At 44.4% G+C, this 17,785-nt stretch carries 9 protein-coding genes and 1 pseudogene; 3 read left to right on the top strand and 7 right to left on the bottom strand.

The window, feature by feature from the left end; all coding sequences use genetic code 11:
- Positions 1–76: 76 nt before the first annotated feature.
- The 6 genes and pseudogenes from DWY55_RS09670 to DWY55_RS09700 all read right to left on the bottom strand — a co-directional run bounded on the left by DWY55_RS09670 (position 77) and on the right by DWY55_RS09700 (position 10,769).
- Positions 77–859, bottom strand: coding sequence for a RagB/SusD family nutrient uptake outer membrane protein (locus DWY55_RS09670; protein WP_230373587.1), 783 nt, complete (start codon positions 857–859; stop codon positions 77–79).
- Positions 860–948: 89 nt separating this feature from the next.
- Positions 949–1,287 (bottom strand): annotated as a pseudogene (locus tag DWY55_RS22325) (fibronectin type III-like domain-contianing protein); the annotation flags it as partial.
- 402 nt (positions 1,288–1,689) lie between these two features.
- Complete coding sequence (locus tag DWY55_RS22335) at positions 1,690–4,149, bottom strand: MBL fold metallo-hydrolase (RefSeq protein WP_230373588.1); 2,460 nt, start codon at positions 4,147–4,149, stop codon at positions 1,690–1,692.
- A gap of 122 nt (positions 4,150–4,271) precedes the next feature.
- A complete protein-coding gene (locus DWY55_RS09690; RefSeq protein WP_117878269.1) occupies positions 4,272–5,927 on the bottom strand; it encodes a RagB/SusD family nutrient uptake outer membrane protein in 1,656 nt (551 codons plus the stop codon).
- Between the two features lie 29 nt (positions 5,928–5,956).
- A complete protein-coding gene (locus DWY55_RS09695; protein WP_117878271.1) occupies positions 5,957–9,061 on the bottom strand; it encodes a SusC/RagA family TonB-linked outer membrane protein in 3,105 nt (1,034 codons plus the stop codon).
- A 52-nt stretch (positions 9,062–9,113) separates the two neighbouring features.
- The gene (locus DWY55_RS09700) at positions 9,114–10,769 is read right to left on the bottom strand and encodes a carboxylesterase/lipase family protein (RefSeq protein ID WP_117878273.1); all 1,656 of its coding nucleotides are present in this window, start codon (positions 10,767–10,769) and stop codon (positions 9,114–9,116) included.
- A 259-nt stretch (positions 10,770–11,028) separates the two neighbouring features.
- Here DWY55_RS09700 and DWY55_RS09705 point away from each other — a divergent pair, with 259 nt between their 5' ends.
- Positions 11,029–15,078: a hybrid sensor histidine kinase/response regulator transcription factor gene (locus DWY55_RS09705; protein WP_117878275.1), complete on the top strand. Its 4,050-nt coding sequence runs from the start codon at positions 11,029–11,031 to the stop codon at positions 15,076–15,078.
- 62 nt (positions 15,079–15,140) lie between these two features.
- Positions 15,141–15,539, top strand: a complete 399-nt coding sequence (locus DWY55_RS09710; RefSeq protein WP_005825862.1) for a hypothetical protein — start codon at positions 15,141–15,143, stop codon at positions 15,537–15,539.
- Between the two features lie 314 nt (positions 15,540–15,853).
- On the opposite strand, the gene DWY55_RS09715 is transcribed toward DWY55_RS09710, so the two are convergent.
- The gene (locus DWY55_RS09715; protein ID WP_005825865.1) at positions 15,854–16,564 is read right to left on the bottom strand and encodes a SprT family zinc-dependent metalloprotease; all 711 of its coding nucleotides are present in this window, start codon (positions 16,562–16,564) and stop codon (positions 15,854–15,856) included.
- Between the two features lie 287 nt (positions 16,565–16,851).
- Between DWY55_RS09715 and DWY55_RS09720 the strand changes: the two genes are divergently transcribed.
- Positions 16,852–17,712, top strand: a complete 861-nt coding sequence (locus tag DWY55_RS09720; protein ID WP_009037381.1) for a head GIN domain-containing protein — start codon at positions 16,852–16,854, stop codon at positions 17,710–17,712.
- Positions 17,713–17,785: the final 73 nt, after the last annotated feature.

Here is a 17,785-nt window from a genome sequence, read left to right on the forward strand (position 1 = left end):
AATTAATCAGTTAGAAAAATCTAATTTTGTCTATCTGCATCAGATGACGAAGTTAGATTTTGATTCTTTATGCGCTTTACCAACCTGCATTTTGTTCCATATTCGGATTCAAGCGGATTTCCTTTGCCGGAATAGGCAACAAATAATGTCTTTCCTTGAAACCATAACGCGTTTTATCCTTGTTATACTGAATGTATTCTACCGCTACATTATCCGGCTCATCTTTTCCTGCCTTATTTGACAAGATAGGTGTTCTTTCACCCTGATCCTTAAGCAAAGCCTCCGCATCTTTCCAACGGATAATATCCTGATAACGGGTATATTCAGAACAGAGTTCCAGTCTCTTTTCCAATTTAATGGCATCCAGGGTAGCTGTCTTGGCATCCAATCTTGCACGCTGACGCACCTCATTCAAGCAAGCATCAGCTTCAGATTGATTGCCATCCTTCAGGTTTGCTTCAGCCGCCAGTAACAAGACTTCAGCATAACGCATCCAACGATAGTTATTATATGAACACCAGAACCCAGCAGGAGATTCTACATTCGAGAAGCGACGCTTCCACATGAAATAACCTTCATTAATCAAACTCTGCCCTTTGGCAACCTTGACACCTAATTGAGAAATTTGGTCATAGGTTTTCATTGTCTGATTCAACCGATAACCATCTACACCCTCTTCCTGAACAAATGCATCATACAACTTTTTCTGAGGAACCATAAATCCCCATCCGGTACCATTAAACTGATTGTTAGAGCCAGACATATCCAACTTATCAGTGCGCCAATGATTCATCACCTCAAAGAAACTGAACTCATCCATGGAATTACTTGCATCAAAAATACGGTTACTTTCGAGCATACTTTCACAATTATACTCAGCCTTGTAGGTCAAGATATCCTCATAATTTCCATCATAAAGTTTATACTTACCGCTAGCTCTAACCTCATTCAAGACAACAGCAACTTCATTGCATCGTTTGCCTTATCCTTTCGTGCTTTGGCAACCTTTTGGGTGACGATACAACGTATGTCTGCAAAGGAGGCAGCTACCATCCACTTGTATTCACCTTTTGCCAATTCCCAAGCATTGATTTTATCGTTGAAGGAAGCCATGCCCATCACGTTCCAAGTCAGAATCAGTGCCTGGCTCTCGCCCGACTGGAGCAAGGCAGTTTTGCCGAAGGCCTTCAACTCCTTGGCAGGCTTGCCCATACCACTCTTGGGAGCCTTAACATATAACTATACAGCTTCACGTTCCATTAACTTACCAGTATTCTTCACATTCAAAAAGTAATCACCGTCAATATTGGTAATACAAGCGTTAGTAGTGCCTTTCTCCAGAATACTTACACCAATCATCTGTTCATTTAGGTTGTCCGTCACTATACCTGCCACTTTCAAGGCTTAGGTTTGCGCCTAACTGAAAGAGAGACAATACAGAAGCAGTACGGCAAATAACATATACCGCCTCAAGTTCATATTCTTTATTTTTTCATTTACAAATTAATTTAATTATTAGTTTAGCTTCGTACCATCGTTCATCGCCGTCACCCATACATTCACGTACAAGCAATCTAAGTTAGGTGGGAGGGAAGACCGTTGTTTCAATAAAAAAGATACCTATTTCGCATCATTTTTATAAAACATCTCTAATGCTTCACTATATATTATATCAAGACATCAACTTTATTATTTTCTTCCATGATAAATAAGCTCCTTCGTTTGTGGATCACGTGAGAATTGCATAAAATAATCCCACATCATTTTTGCTGCAGGTTTAAAATTCCAATGTCCATAATCATTGACCGCAACCATCTGAATAAGAGGTACCCCATTTTTACTCAACACACCAGTTTCCATCGAAATACCTTTATTCGTCCAAATTGTTTCACGATTCTCAAGAGTAATACCAAAAATAGTGTCCTTACTAAAATCTGGACGTTCTGTAACCGACATACCATTCATAATCTGATATATTTGCCATGCAGCAAAAAAAGCATTCTTCTGCCAATTATCTTTATTTATAAATGGTACTACAGTATCACTGGTTCCTGTTGCAGAAAAATAGGGCATTTCTACTGCACCACTCTTTTGGATCGCTTCACCCAACAAAGATTGCCGATCACAATCAAACCGGTAACTTCCAGGCAATATACCTGCCGAAAAGCCACCTACCGCAGCAAACAGATATGATTTTCGTATTCCTAATCCTGTAGAAGTGGCAGATCCAGCAGACAAACCTTCTGTGTAGACACGTGAAGCATCAAGCTGAGGATAAGTCTTCAACAAATAATATACAACCTGTTCAATACCATCCATACCCATCCGGGCATAATCTTTACTACCCTGCCATTCAAGTTCCACAACTACAAAATTTTCTTTTGCGCAGAGTTCAATGAAACCAGAGGTCTCAGCTTGTGTACGCGGATCATTCTCATTGCCATGCAGCAAGAGCAATAAAGGTACAGTTCCTCTAGGCGCTTTCAATGTTGCTTCAGGATGAAATTCATACCACAAAAAAGTTCCAGTACCCAGCAAATTCGTTTCCATAACCCGCCGAGTTATCCCCCACTCTTCAGGCATGATATATGGTTCAAGCTCATAAGTTCCATACTTTTCAGGAGTACCTCCCATATACCATGTATGTTTATAATTATTAAAACGATAGTTTTTAGACAACACTTGAACCCAAGCTTCCAAAAAAGTCTCTTTCAACGATGCACTTGTATCGCTCGATGAAACTACTTGCAACAGTTCTTCATCTGTATTGACATAGAATGTTAGGTTGCCCTTTACTGCAGTCTTAACAGCCTTATTAAGTTTTACATAAGAGTTGGTCACCTGTTTACTTCTAGCACCAGCAACGAATGTCGGTACAGGACAATCATCTAGTTCATACTTGCCAGGATTACCGCCAATAGTAACTATACCAGCCACAGCCTCAGCGTTCCGTGCTATGGCCTTGTTCACAAAAGTTGCTCCTTGTCCAATACCTATAACTTTTAGATTATTAACAACACGCATACCTTTAAAAAAAGTTTGGAAAGCCGACAAATCTTTTTCCATATCATAAGTATTACCCAAAGGATTCATAACACATACCGATGCAGAAAATTTATGTAGAATACTATCCATCCCCATCTCCTTAATCAAGGATTCAGCTTGAGTTACGTCACAACGTTTATCCGGATATATAAGGAAAAAAGGAGAAAAGCCCGCAAAACGGCCATCAACCTGCGTACAAGTATCACGATACATATATGCTTCTTGCTCTACTTTGGGGAGACGATCCAATATAATTGCATGATGCGAGTCAATACTTTTCCTTTTAATGACAATGTTTCTGACATCATAAACAATCTTGCAAAAACCGTCAGATATGCTACGAGTTGTAGAGGGTTGCGGAATTGCAAAATTATTGTATGGTCTGGCTCCATTTTGTTCTCCATCAGCCAACCGGCGGGACATTTTTTTCATAGTCTGAATATAGCTTAGAGACAGATAATTCTTTAAATATGGATAATGTCCACACCATATTCTACTGATACTTCCATCCGTCATCAGTTTCTCCATACGACAACAAGATTGATAAAAAGTTTCTATTGGAGACATTGGTACACATTGCAACCATACCTCTCCTGAGCCGAAAGCATCACCCGAATAACAATCTCCTTGTTCACGGTCAAGAAGAACAATAGAACCCGGTGTATGTCCTGCCATCAGCATAACTTCCAGTTTACGTCCTCCCAAATCAAATACTTGTCCTTCCTCCATATAACGTACCTTACCAGTATAGTTCACTGTTCGTTCCTTGATAAGTATACTATCGTTACGATGCATCCAAACCTCGTCGAAATAGCCGATACACCCAGCATGATCCGGATGTGCGTGAGTGATAATGACATCATAAGGTTTATTAGTGATACTCTCTACAATCTTATCCAAATCAGCGCAACGAGTACCCGCATCAATCAATGCAGCTTTATCATTACCCTCCAACAAATACATAGTAGTAAAATCCCATGTTTCAAACACCCATGTTTTATCTTTCAGCTTAGATACAGTCACCTCATCATTCTTGAAAACAACTTGTGACCATGTTCCCACAAAAGAAAATAGAACAACTATAAATAATAAACCTTTCTTCATAATCATATATTTAAGAATCTCTTGACACAGATAATACATTATAAACTACATAATCAACTTTCATATAAACTAGAGACAGCCTCCCCCCAGCAAAAAGAGAGAGGCTATATCATCAATCCACATCAATATCCCGGGTTTTGAACAATATTAGGATTTACCTCAATCTCATTTTCCGGATATGGCAGTAATTCATCACGATTAGGTGTCCAACCTGCCAATTCTCTTTCATTCTCTGTATAAGATACAGAAGTATCATACTGAGCATTATATATACCTTTAGCAGTAGTCAAATCATTTCCTTCTTTAGGAACTATAAGGAAGTTTGGCAATTTCTTACCTTTATCAGCCAACACAATAGGTGCATCTCCCCAACGTATCAAGTCTTGGAAACGCACTGCTTCCATAGCAAGTTCTAACCGACGTTCCAGCTTTAAGTCATCCATCGTAACATTTGACTTAGAAGGCAATTGAGCTCTTGTACGTACTTTATTCAGATAAATATCGGCATCAGGATCGTTTGTTTGAATACAGCATTCTGCCATCATCAGCAAGACATCAGCATAGCGAATAACCGGTGTACAGCTCTGATTACCGCACCAATATGACACATTTTCGTCATCTAAGCTTGCCAACCATTTCAAACGGAAATAGCCCTCATTGCCATATCTATTTGCTGTAGAATTTATACCAATGTTCATTCCTACAACTTGTTCAAAGGTACGAATCCAGCTACTTACACGATACCCATCCACTCCTTCTTCTGCTACATAAGCCTCATACAACGATTTAGTAGGATTGAAATAACTATAGCCACTGGTTGCATTAAATCTAAAATGAGAGGACGATTCCGGACCTGCTATAAACCCATAACCAAACGCCCAGTTAGCCAAAATACCATACCAGCCACCTTGTGCATACATATTAGCAGTATCATAATGACGGGTACACTCCAATACATATTCCTTACTTCCATTTCCTGCTGTATGATAGAAAATATTGATATCGTCTTCCAAATCATACTTACCAGAACCAATAACATCCTTGAACAGACTTTTAGCATCAGTAAATTTTTGTTGGTATAAGTAAGACTTGCCCAATAATGTCTTGGCTGCTTCCAAAGTAGCACGGGTACATCCATCCTTATCATCCACACTAGTTTTCGAAGTAAGCACACCGGAATTAATAGCTTCCGTCAAATCTGTTTCAATAAACTCCCACAATTTTTCACGTGTAGAATTAGACACTTTATATTCTTCCGAATTCTTCAACACCCTATCTACCAAAGGAGGATTACCCCAAAGAGTAGTCAGTTCAAAATAGCAAAGCGCACGATAGAACTTAGCTTCAGCAATATTGCGAGCTTTAATGACACTGTCCTCTGAATTGAATTTTTCTATCACCAGGTTACATAAATAGATCGTAGTATACAGATCCTTATAATAAGTCTCTATCCAGCCATTAGTAGGCATGGCTGCACTTTCAAATATTTCCTGTGCATAAGTCTGGTCTGATCGTGAACCTCCTGTATTAAAATCATCTGCCAAAAGATTCTTCACGAAAAAGCCGTTGGCATATTGCGAAGCTCCTCTATGACCTCCGGAGAAAGCCGTACGCCACGAACGATAAACGGCAGCAATAGCCTCTTCACAATCCTGGTCAGTTTTATAAAAAGCCTCTTCATTTGTCACACCTTGCTGTGGAATGTCCAATAAGTCAACGTCGCAAGATGTAAACGAGATCACACCTGCCATTAATCCCAATAATATTTCTCTTTTCATAAGTTTATTAATATTCAAAAGGTTATATATTAAAATGTTACCGATAATCCAAATACTACCTTTTTTGTTGTCGGATAGTTACCATAGTCTACCCCCATACCACTTGTGGTAGTAGAAGACACTTCAGGATCGAGTCCAGGATATTTGGTAAACAAGAAAAAGTTATCCAAAGATGCATAGACACGTAAGTTGTCTATCATGATTTTCTTTGTCCATTGTTTTGGGAAGGTATATCCCAACTGAATTTGCTTGATACGGAAATAAGAGCCATCGAAAACATAAGCATCAGACAAACCGTATTTATCCGCATTCGTCAGTTGCGGACGAGCATATTTGGCAGAAAGATTTTGTGGCGTCCAACGCTGATCGTACATCTCTTTCAACGAATACAGAATCCGGTTATAGCTGTAGGACATAAACACATCATTACCTACCGAACCATTACCAAATACCGACAAGTCAAAGTTTTTGTAGCTGGCTGTCAACGTAAGACCATAAGTAAAATCCGGCATTGGTTTGCCAATCATAGCCTTGTCATTGGCATTGATAGAACCATTACCATCATTATCTCTGAATACGGGATCACCGTTTTCATTCAAATGGTCTACTTGATAACCACGGAAATACCATACCGGAAAACCTTCCTCAAAAGCAGAGAATGAACCATTGGAAGCCATTGTAGTACTTCCTTCAATACGTCCACCACTAACGTGTGGATCAAGGTAAGTAACTTCATTCTTCAACGTAGCGATGTTTCCTGAAACCGAATAGCTAAAATCTCCAATATTATCGCGCCAAGAAGCTTCCAGCTCAAAACCTTCATTTACTACATTACCAGCATTCATAGGAGCAGCAGAATTTCCTGCCTCATACGGAATAATAATGTTAGATACAATCAAATCTTTCGTTTTCTTCTTATACCAATCCATACTCAAAGAAAAGCGGTCCTTGAAAGCGCGAAGGTCAAGACCAATATTCAATTGCTCAGAAGTTTCCCACTTCAAATCAGGATTATAAAGTTGGGAAGGCTGAGCAGATGTCATATAATTTATTTTACTATTGCTGAAAGGATACCCAGCTGCATTCGTAATCAAGGCATTAGAATATTTATACCCACTCAGATTACTTGTACTACCATTCTGTCCCCAACTGCTCCTCACTTTCAGAAATGTAATAGGAGTGTGATTGTTCTCTGCAAAAAAGTCTTCATTGGATATAGTCCATCCCACCGAAGCAGAAGGAAAGTATCCCCAGCGATTCGTCGGAGGCAATACAGAAGCATCAGCAGCGTCAGCACGCATGGCAAACTGAGCCATGTAGCGGTTCTTATAGTCATAACCCACACGACCAAAGTAAGACAGTTTGCGGTAAATATAATTATGTCCACCGGTACTTTTTACCGCATCGCCGGCCGGCCAGTCCACATCCGCATACAAAAGGTTATCTTTGGCTATCTTGTCTACACCAGCAGACACATAAATCTGGTCAGACTGCGAATAAGACATACCCAACATGGCAGAGATATTATGTGTATCCAACAAGGTGGTATTATAGTTGACAAAGTTCTCCCATTGGTAATAAGTAGTAGATAAGCTGGTGCGAGTTACGCCGTTTCTGTCTTTATTTGAAGCTGAGGCAGAACCATAATACAAATTGTTGTGAGTGTAAGTATTATCCGTGGCAATACGATAACCCAAACGAGTGGTGAACACTAAATCCTTAATCGGAGTAAAATTGGCATATAGGGTACCCATCAGGCTGTTGCCCGTATTCTTCTTGTCGTTCATACGGATAGCCACCATCGGATGTACTTGTTCCATTGTGCCCAAACAGCTGTAATAATCACCATTGGCATTCTGTAAAAGTGTAAAACCATTAGCTATCTGTGCTTGCATCTGTGTGGGCAAAGCGTCAGCCGGATAAGTATCAGCAATGTAAGGAGCCAAGGTCATAACAGTAGCTATCATACTTACATAAGAAGTTCCACCACTACCATCACTGATGGCTTTGCTCGTATAATTGGCATAATTGGCAGTAGTACCCACTTTCAGCCAAGGCTTGATCTTGTAGTCAGCATTCAGCATGACAGAAAGGCGCTTGTAGGTATCACGGTCCTCACGAATGATACCATTATCATACAAATTATTAAGTGACAAGAAATATGAGCCTTTGTCATTGGCACCTTGAAAGGTGACTGTATGACGGGAAGCAGGAGAAGCATTAAATGCCACATCATACCAATCTGTTGACGACACTCCATCCCATACACCATTGCTTATCAACTCTCGAATATTAACGTCAGTAAAAGTAGGGTCAGCTTCCTTCATCTGTGTAAGGTACTCCTGAGAATTCAACAATTCAGGACGACGTGCTAGGCTGTTGATAGAATACTGGAAATCGTAAGAGATACTACTAGTACCCTGACTTCCACTTTTGGTCGTAATCAATACAACACCATTACCAGCCTGGGCACCATAGATGGCTGCCGAAGCGGCATCCTTCAATACCTCCATACTCTTGATATTATTAGGGTCGATAGAGCTTAAATCGTTGACGATAAGTCCATCCACTACATACAAGGGGTCAGATGTTCCATTGGAAGAGAAACCACGGATACGGATAGTAGGTGATGAACCCGGCTGAGAAGTAGTAGACACCAGCTGTACCCCGGCCGTCTTGCCTTGTAAGGCTTCTTCGGCACGGGTTATAGAACGATTCTGGATATCCTCGGACTTCACCTGCGAGATGGCACCCGTCACTGAACTTTTCTTCTGTACACCATATCCCACTACAACTACTTCGTCCAATGCCTGAGCGTCTTCTTTTAAGATGATGTTCATTACTCCCGCTACGGCTTTCCGTTCAAGAGCGACATAGCCGATATAAGAATACACAAGGGTAGCCCCTTGCTTCACATTCAGAGTATAGTTACCATCAATGTCGGTAATACAACCGTTGGCAGTACCTTTCTCAACGATACTCACGCCAATCATCGGTTCGTTCAGGTCATCAGTAACTCTACCATTCACCTTCACCGTCTGAGCTTGTACCAGACTGAAAGGGAGACAAATCAATAGGAAGAGTGTCATAGCCGCAAATCTCTCCCGAGCTGTTTGTTTCAGATTTTGTTTCATTTGATTAAATATTAGATTTATGTTAATAATAAAAAGGGCTCTTAAAAAAATGTCAGAATCCACGCACCGGAAAGGTCATCACCACCTCAAGCAGTTCCTTGTCATGATTGTACTTCATGCCACAATCATTATCGAAAATCATCGTTGCTCCCTTATCAGCTGTATAAGGTTCCCACTCGGGCAAACCTTCAGTATTGGGATTCCCCGTACGGGCAAAGTTCAGCCACGCACTGCTCATCTTGTCCGCCAGCACTTGTGCCGCCTTTCCGCCTCCGGTCATCGAAGCATGGCGCACGACATTGTTGAACACAAAAGGAATCTCCATACAATGCGTGCTGCGGAGTATTCCGTCCATCACGGGCGATTCCCAAGCAAACATATACATATAGACCGGTGCACCTTGCTGTGCCGACTTCAGTTTGGCCTGCTCCACTGCGCCGGGGCGGAAAATGAAGTCCACATCCACCAGGTCCTTGGGCTGATAACCGGGGTAGGCCTGCTCAAAAGCTTTCAGAAAATCATCCGTACGTTCACCATATTTCTTTTTAATCTGCTCCACAACCTGCTCCTTCGTCATGCTCCGCAAAGGCGGGAAGTAAGTGCTTGCGGTAAACTCGTGCAGGGTAGTGCCTATCATCACCGGAATGTCCTTGCTTTGCACCGGAGCCTGAGGGTCGAAAGGCTGTGCTGGCAGCACATCGCCATCTACCGTGGGAGCCCAGCCAAAGATAAAAGAAGCCACTCCTTCTTTATCAGCCTCTACACGCATTTTGGCAACGGCCTTTTCGCCTGCGGCAAGCAATTTGTCGTAAGGTACTTTCTGTAATTCATCTATCTGCGAAGCATTCAGTCCCAGCTCCTCCATAACCGCACTGCCAATGCGACGAGAATACTTTTGCTCCATCGTACGAAGCATAGATCCGCTTTGTACAATGGCTTTATGGAACAAGCCTCTCGCCGACGGTGTGGCAAGCAACGTAGAGACCTTGCCTCCCCCACCGGACTGACCGAAAATGGTAACATTCCGGGCATCTCCGCCAAAAGATTCTATATTCTTATTCACCCATTGCAGTGCCGCCACCAAGTCAAGCAGTCCGGCATTGCCCGATTTTGCATATTTATCGCCATAGGCGGAAAGGTCGAGAAAACCCAGGACGTTGAGACGATGATTCAGCGTCACAACCACTGCATCCCCTTTCTTTGCCAGATTTGTTCCGTCATACGAGGGAAGCTCCTGACCACTGCCGGCGGAATAACCTCCACCATGCAGCCACACCATGACGGGGCGTTTCTTCCCGTCTTTCAGTCCCGGTGTCCAGATATTCACCCGCAGACAATTCTCGTCAGGATAACCGTCATCCCAGTTGAAGGCAAACGCCTGTTCGTCGCTGTACCATCCCATGCGCTTGCCTTGCGGACAAGTAGGGCCATAGGCACGGCTGCTGCGGACGCCTTCCCATTTATCAGCGGCCACGGGCGGCATAAAACGTTCGGCTTTGGCATATGGGATACCTTTATATATATAGATACCATTTTCCACATATCCGGCTACTTTTCCTGATTCGGTCTCGGCAATGGCGGTTGCCGAAGAAGCCGTAATCTCCCCCTCCTGCCCACAAGCAGATGCTTTCTCTATTTTAGCTGTCCCTCCGCACGAGGAAAGTAGGATGGCGGTGAATGCTAACACTGACAAGAATTGCTTTTTCATATTATGTATTAGTTTTATGTTTTTATGATTGCAATATTAGCACATTCTCCCCAGAAGGATTTTCTACGTTATCCAAACGGCTTTCCCCGATGTTCAAAACAGCTTTCTCCAATGTTCAAATGTTTGCAGATTTGTTCAAAACATGCTCTCCGGCAGTCTCTCTCTCAATTTTTATGAGTATTTTCGCATCGTAATGCAGAGATTCGTTGAACAAAACAAATGGATGACATGCCAATGCTTTTAGTCTACACTATATATTATGAAATACATTAAATACCTACTTCTATTGTGTTTAATCACCGCATGCAACCCGTCGGACACAAAGACCGCACCGGAAGGCAGCATCGAAAGCCCGGTCATCACCAATGACCTCTCCAACCAGAAGGTCACCGCCTTTGCCGAAGATGCACAAGGACACATTTGGATAGGAACTTCACGAGGGGTGAACAAATATAATGTACATGAATATCATCAGTATTACTGTACGGATGACTCACTGGATATACCCGATAATCAAATCAACGACCTCTTCCGCGATTCACAAGGCCGGTTGTGGGTAGTCACCGTAAATGGAACCAGCCTATACACGGACAAAGATAATTTCCAAAATATCCCACTGGACTTCCCCAACAAGAACGGCATCCAGATACTTGAAAACAAAGACGGAAAGATTTTTCTGAACATGATGCACAACCTTGCCGTATATAATCCGCAAACACATAAATTTGACGTACCCATCAAGATATTCGACCCGAACTATACCTTCAACAACCGCTGCTTCATAGACCAGAGCAACAAACTGTGGGCAGTGACCCCGCTGTCTCTGCGCCGCTACAACTCCTCCACACTGGCACTGGAAGACTCCATTCCAATGCAGGGCTTTTCTCCCACCTACTTCTTCATGCAGGCTAACGGAATCCTATGGCTGGCGGGAAACCGCCAGATAACATTGTTCGACACACATACGCACAAGTTCAAGGAAACACCCCAAGCCCTCCGGAGCCATCCGCTGCTGCATGCCAACGTCAATTACATCCACCCTTACGGCAGCAACAGCTTGTTGCTGAATACCGACCAACAAGGAATGTTTCTCTACAACTACGTGGAAGGATACGTGATACATCAGAGCGAAAACGGTTTTCCCTTCGAAGTGCCTCACTTCAAGATAAGCACCATGTTTACCGACTCACAGAAAAACCTATGGATAGGCTCTGTAGACCAAGGGTATGTCGTGCGCTATAACTACAAAGAACGTTTCAACACCAACAACCATCTCAGTTCATACCTGAACCGGAAGTCAGTGCTGTCCGTGGCAGTGGACAAGGAGCGAAATCTCTGGATGGCCACCATGATAGACGGGCTGTACGTTTACAACATGGACAGCCACGCAGTGAAAGAAGTGGACTCGGCTGGACTTCCGGGAAAAAGCGCTACCGACAAACCGGACATCACACGCGTATTCGTAGATGATGAGGGCTACATCTGGCTGGCGGCCCTCTATGCGAGCAAGGTGATGAAATGCAGCTATAAAAACGGCATATTGAAGACAGAGGCTATTCATGACATCTTCCTACCACTGTCGTTTGCACAAGATAGCCGTGGAACAATTTGGGTGGGTACACACAGCCCCAAACTTTACGCCAAAAAGCGTGAAGAAAAAGAATTTGTCCAAACAAAAGTATTTTCCTGGACGGGAACCTTCATACCCGGACTCCTTCCACTCAACAACGGAAAGATGTGGGCCACTGCCTTCATGACCCCAGTCATGCAAATCAATCCCGACAATTGGGAAAGCGCTGAAGTACCATTCGAGAACACCGACTGGCAAGCTTGTATCCAACGTTCAGTATTCATCCCTACCGACATCTTCGAAGACAGTCGTGGAGATGTATGGATTGGAACCGTCAGCAACGGACTGCTGCACTATTCTGCCGCCACCGGAAAAATCGAGACCATAGAGGGTACACCCTGCCGGGACATCTCTTGCATTGAGGAAGATGCACAAGGCAATATATGGGCAGGCACACAATACGGGCTGGGCAAATATGACCGCACCGTAGGGAAATTTACCAACTACTATGCCGCCGACGGCATAGGCGGCAATCAGTTTTACGACCGTTCTTCATGCCGCCTGCCCGACGGGACACTGGTTTTTGGCGGTACGCACGGGCTGACTTTCTTCAACCCTATGGACGTAAGTACCAAACGGGAAATTCCACTGCTCTTCGAGGATTTGAAGATACACAACCGGTTGGCACGCCCACAAGACAGCAAAAGTGTAGACAAGCACCTTTCCTACCGACCGGACATCTGCCTGGACCACAATCAGAATGGTTTCAGCATCTCCTTTGCCGCACTGGACTACTGCGAATACGAACGCGTACATTATTATTACAAGATGGACGGTTTCGACAAATATTGGATTGATGCCCGCAACAACCGCGAGGCCTACTATGCCAATCTGCCTGCCGGTACCTACACCTTCAAAGTTAAAATAACCAATAACGACAAGAGCATTGTAGAAAGGGAAAATTCCATACGCGTCATCGTAAAGCCCGCCCCTTGGCAAACATGGTGGGCATGGTGCACCTATCTGCTCATTGCCGCCGCCATCATCGGTATCTTCATCCGTGCCTGGCTACGCATTAAGCAGGAAAAAGAAACCGCCCGACGCGCCAAACTGGAGAAGGACCAGGAACAACGGGTGAACCGCATGAACATGAGTTTCTTTGCCAACATCTCGCACGAGTTCCGCACCCCACTCACCATGATTTCGGGTCCGGTAACACAACTTTGCGAAAGTCCCAAAATAGAGGGAGAAAACAAACAACTGCTTTACATCGTACAACGCAGTGTGGGGCGCATGCTCCGTCTGGTGAACCAGCTGATGGACTTCAACAAACTGGAGAATGACACCCTGAAGCTGCGAGTGAAACGGACTGACATCATCTCGCAACTGCAACGCTTTGTAGATATTTTCCGCATCAACGCCAACGAGAAAGGCATCGCACTGAACACTTATGGCCTGGAGGATACTTTCCTCATGTGGCTGGACGTGGACAAGCTGGACAAGATTGTAGGAAACCTGCTTTCAAACGCCTTGAAGTTCACTCCGAACGGTGGGAAAGTGGAACTGTGCTTCGACGTCATTACCCGCGAAGAGGCTGCGCGTCTCTTTACGCTGACCGACAAAGACATCGACACGCAATACGTCAAAGTTGCCGTGGCCGACAGCGGGAACGGAATCCCCGAGGAACAGTTGGAGAAGGTATTCGAACGCTACTACCAACTGGACAATCAATCCAAAGGCACCTATAACTGGGGAACCGGCATCGGCTTGTACTATGCCCGCAGCCTGGCGCTGCTGCATCACGGCTATCTGAAAGCCGGTAACCGTACCGAAGGAAGCGGAGCCGTCTTCACCCTGCTGCTGCCGGTGAATGACCTCTCCTATACCCCCGAAGAATGTACCCTCCCCGAAGAAGAACAGAACAAGGCGTTTCCGATACAAACGGAAGAACAGTATCAACTGGAAAACACAGAGAGCATCCGGCAACAAAAGCAAACCCTGCTGGTGGTAGACGATGATACGGAAGTGGCCCACTACCTGAAGGCCCTGCTTTCTCCCGTCTACAAAGTTGTCTGCCGCTTCGATGCCGACAGCGCCTTCAAAGCCATGAGCGAAGAAGCTCCCGACCTCGTACTGAGCGATGTAGTGATGCCCGGAAGAAACGGTTACGACCTCTGCCGACAGATAAAGGAAGACTTGCAACTATGCCACATCCCCGTGATACTGGTAACAGCCAAAGCTACTGTAGAGAACCAGGTGGAAGGTCTGAATACCGGTGCAGATGCCTACGTAACGAAACCTTTCGAGCCCAACTACCTGCTGGCGCTTATCAAATCCCAGCTGAAGAACCGTGAGAAAGTGCGCAGTCTCCTGAGCCGTTCCACCCAAACGGATGAGATTGAGGAGAACGTGCTCTCCCCGCAAGACAACACCTTCATGACCGAACTTTACCACCTGATGGAAAACGAACTCTCCAATCCGGAACTGGACGTGGCGCGCATGACCGAGCTGCTGAAAATCTCCCGCACCAAATTCTATTACAAGGTAAAGGGGCTGACGGGTGAGAACCCCAGCGTATTCTTCAAGACCTACAAGCTGAACCGTGCCGCCAAATTGATAAAGGAAGGGAAATATACCATCTCAGAGATAGCGGACATGACGGGATTCAGTACACTGTCCCATTTCTCGACCAGCTTCAAGAAACAATTTGGGACGACGCCGAGCGAATACAGCAAGTAAAAAGCCGGTCGGTTCAAATTTATTCATTACATTTGTACCATTCTTAAAAAACCTTTTTATCCATGGCACACCGACTGAATACCAACAAGCAGTTTATGATAGGCAACGGCATCCTTGCTTTCGCCGTGATTTTTGTAGTTGTCATCTTTGTCTACATGAGCATGAGGCTGCAACAACGGAAAGAAGGAGAACGCAACTTCATCGAGACATACACCATCACACTGACGAAAGGATTTGCCGGAGATTCCACTTCCATATTCATCAACGACAGCCTGCTGGTGAACCGCACCATTGCAGAAGAACCTTTCACCATCGAAGTGAAACGCTTTGCCGAGCAAAACGCACTCATGATTGTAAACAATGCAACTGAAAAGCTTTCCTTATTTGAGCTAAGCGAAAAAGGGGGCGAATACCGGTTCGAGAAGGAAGGGGAAGAGGTGAAGCAGCTGGCAAAAAATTAGGGATAAAAAGTTGTGAAGCATTTTGCTCTCATATTTCGGAGTCAACAAGCTTTTTCCTGGCTTACCAACAGCCACTACAAAGACATCACATAACTTTTGCAGTGCTACTGCAAAGACATTACACAACTCCTGCAGTGACACTGCAGCGATACTGCATACCTTTTGCAGCGTTACTGCAAAACAGTTGCAGTGTCACTGCAAAGGTATTGCAGCAGCACTGCAAAAGGAGTGCAGTGACAGTGCAAGAGGTATGCAGTAGTTTTGCAGTATCACTGTCTGTAAAACAAGGAACTACTTACCGTCCATACTAATCTCTAACCATTTATTTTCGTTTGATATTTCCGAAGCTCCGCTCTCAATGCTTGTGCCTTTCCATCAGTCATCCGGTCGAGCAAATCCCAGAAACGCTCCCCGTGATTCATCTCGCGGGTATGTGCCAGTTCGTGCAGTAGCACGTAGTCTATCAGATGCTTGGGAAGAAGTACCAGATAATAGGAAAGGTTGATATTGCCTTGTGCCGAACAGCTTCCCCAACGCCCGCTGCTGGAATTTATCTTCACACTCTTGTAAGGAAGGTTGTGCTGCATGGAAAGCATATACAGACGGGGCGGAAGAATAATCTTCGCATTTCGCCGTAAAGCTTCCTCAATTACCTTGCGCAGCCAAGCCTGCAACTTCTCATCCGAGAAATCGGCATCAGGAGGACAGATTATCTGCATTTCCCCCAATTCCGAACGGGACAAGAACCGTTCCCGTTGTCCGCTGACCAACGTCAGTTTAAAGAACTCCGTATCAATGCGGTAATCCAAATCAATCAGCTTTCTGACCAGCTTCTGTCTGGCAGCTTTCAGACGCGGACGAAGCTGCTCGATGGCACTCTCTACCTCGGCAAGAGAAGTCCGGGGAGGCACAGTCACGTAAATTCCATCTTCCTTTGTACGGAAAGTAAGACGCCGTGCCCGGGCATTGACCCGGACAAACAAAGGACCAAGCTCTTTATCTTCTATAATGCGGTTTACTGTCATAAATCAAAGCCTCTCCCATAGGAAAGGGGCGGGAAGAGGCTTTGCAAATGAACAAAGAATCGTCCAAAAACGCAAGCAAATACCTGACAAAAGCGGACGGAGTGTCCGATAATGAACACTACACAAAAGCGACTATCCTTTAATAATCAACATTTTACACTTATGGCACAATAATTGATTAAAGTATGATGACCGAGCGTCCTTTGAAAAAAGCATTTTTATATGCAACTTTTTCAAGGTAGATCACGTCTAACTAATAAATACTGAATCACAAAAAACAAAAGAATATGAAAGCTCTAACAACATTTATCGCAATCGCCTTATTGGCATTCAGTACAACCGCTTGTTCACAACAACACACATACCGTTCCGGAGGCTTCGGCAGCAAGACGGTCAAGGCAAGCAAGAATTATGTAACCAAAGACATAAAAGTGGACAACTTCACCAAGCTGAGTGTAGCCGGCAGCCCCGACGTGACCTACACGCAGAAGTCCGGCAAACCGACAGTGGAAGTATACACCTCGGACAACATTGTAGACTTACTGGATATCCGTGTCAAGGACAATACCCTCTACATCGGCTTCAAGAAGAACGTCAGCGTATCCTATAATAAACTGGAAGTACGTGTGTCCGCAGAAAAGCTGAACGGCATTGCCGTGGCAGGTTCGGGAGACGTGGAACTGAAAAACGGACTGAAGACGGATGACATCAAAATCTCTGTGGCTGGTTCGGGTGACATCAGTGGAAACAACATCTCCTGCACAGACCTCGATATTTCCATCGCAGGCTCGGGAGACATCAATAGCAGCAACATCACTTGCAATGACCTCCAAGTATCCGTTGCAGGTTCAGGTGACATGAAGCTGAATAACGTAACCGCCAACTTCACCAGAGCATCCGTTGCCGGTTCGGGTACCGCCATCCTGAGCGGCAGTACCCAAGAAGCTGAATACAGCGTGGCAGGTTCGGGTGATTTGCTTGCTTCCGATTTCGTTGCCAAGAAAGCATCTGCCAGTGTTGCCGGTTCAGGCGACATCAAGTGCCATGCCACAGATTTCCTGAAAGTACGCACCAGCGGAAGCGGCAGTGTAGGCTACAAGGGTAATCCGGAACTGGACTATCCCAAGAAAGGACTGTATAAACTCTAACATAGAAAACATAGATTCTCAGATTGATGACTATAAACCTAAACTAAATTCTCTCTCAAATAATTACCTGCAA

It is taken from the genome of Bacteroides sp. AF25-38AC, assembly GCF_003602995.1.
Taxonomy (GTDB): Bacteria; Bacteroidota; Bacteroidia; order Bacteroidales; family Bacteroidaceae; genus Bacteroides; species Bacteroides uniformis.

Excerpts from the sequence above, each read along its gene's own strand:
- DWY55_RS09700 (WP_117878273.1), bottom strand. The coding sequence starts at position 10,769 with ATGAAAAAGCAATTCTTGTCAGTGTTAGCATTCACCGCCATCCTACTT.
- DWY55_RS09690 (WP_117878269.1), bottom strand. The coding sequence starts at position 5,927 with ATGAAAAGAGAAATATTATTGGGATTAATGGCAGGTGTGATCTCGTTT.
- DWY55_RS09695 (WP_117878271.1), bottom strand. The coding sequence starts at position 9,061 with ATGAAACAAAATCTGAAACAAACAGCTCGGGAGAGATTTGCGGCTATG.
- DWY55_RS09720 (WP_009037381.1), top strand. The coding sequence starts at position 16,852 with ATGAAAGCTCTAACAACATTTATCGCAATCGCCTTATTGGCATTCAGT.
- DWY55_RS09715 (WP_005825865.1), bottom strand. The coding sequence starts at position 16,564 with ATGACAGTAAACCGCATTATAGAAGATAAAGAGCTTGGTCCTTTGTTT.
- DWY55_RS09710 (WP_005825862.1), top strand. The coding sequence starts at position 15,141 with ATGGCACACCGACTGAATACCAACAAGCAGTTTATGATAGGCAACGGC.
- DWY55_RS09705 (WP_117878275.1), top strand. The coding sequence starts at position 11,029 with ATGAAATACATTAAATACCTACTTCTATTGTGTTTAATCACCGCATGC.
- DWY55_RS09670 (WP_230373587.1), bottom strand. The coding sequence starts at position 859 with ATGCTCGAAAGTAACCGTATTTTTGATGCAAGTAATTCCATGGATGAG.
- DWY55_RS22335 (WP_230373588.1), bottom strand. The coding sequence starts at position 4,149 with ATGAAGAAAGGTTTATTATTTATAGTTGTTCTATTTTCTTTTGTGGGA.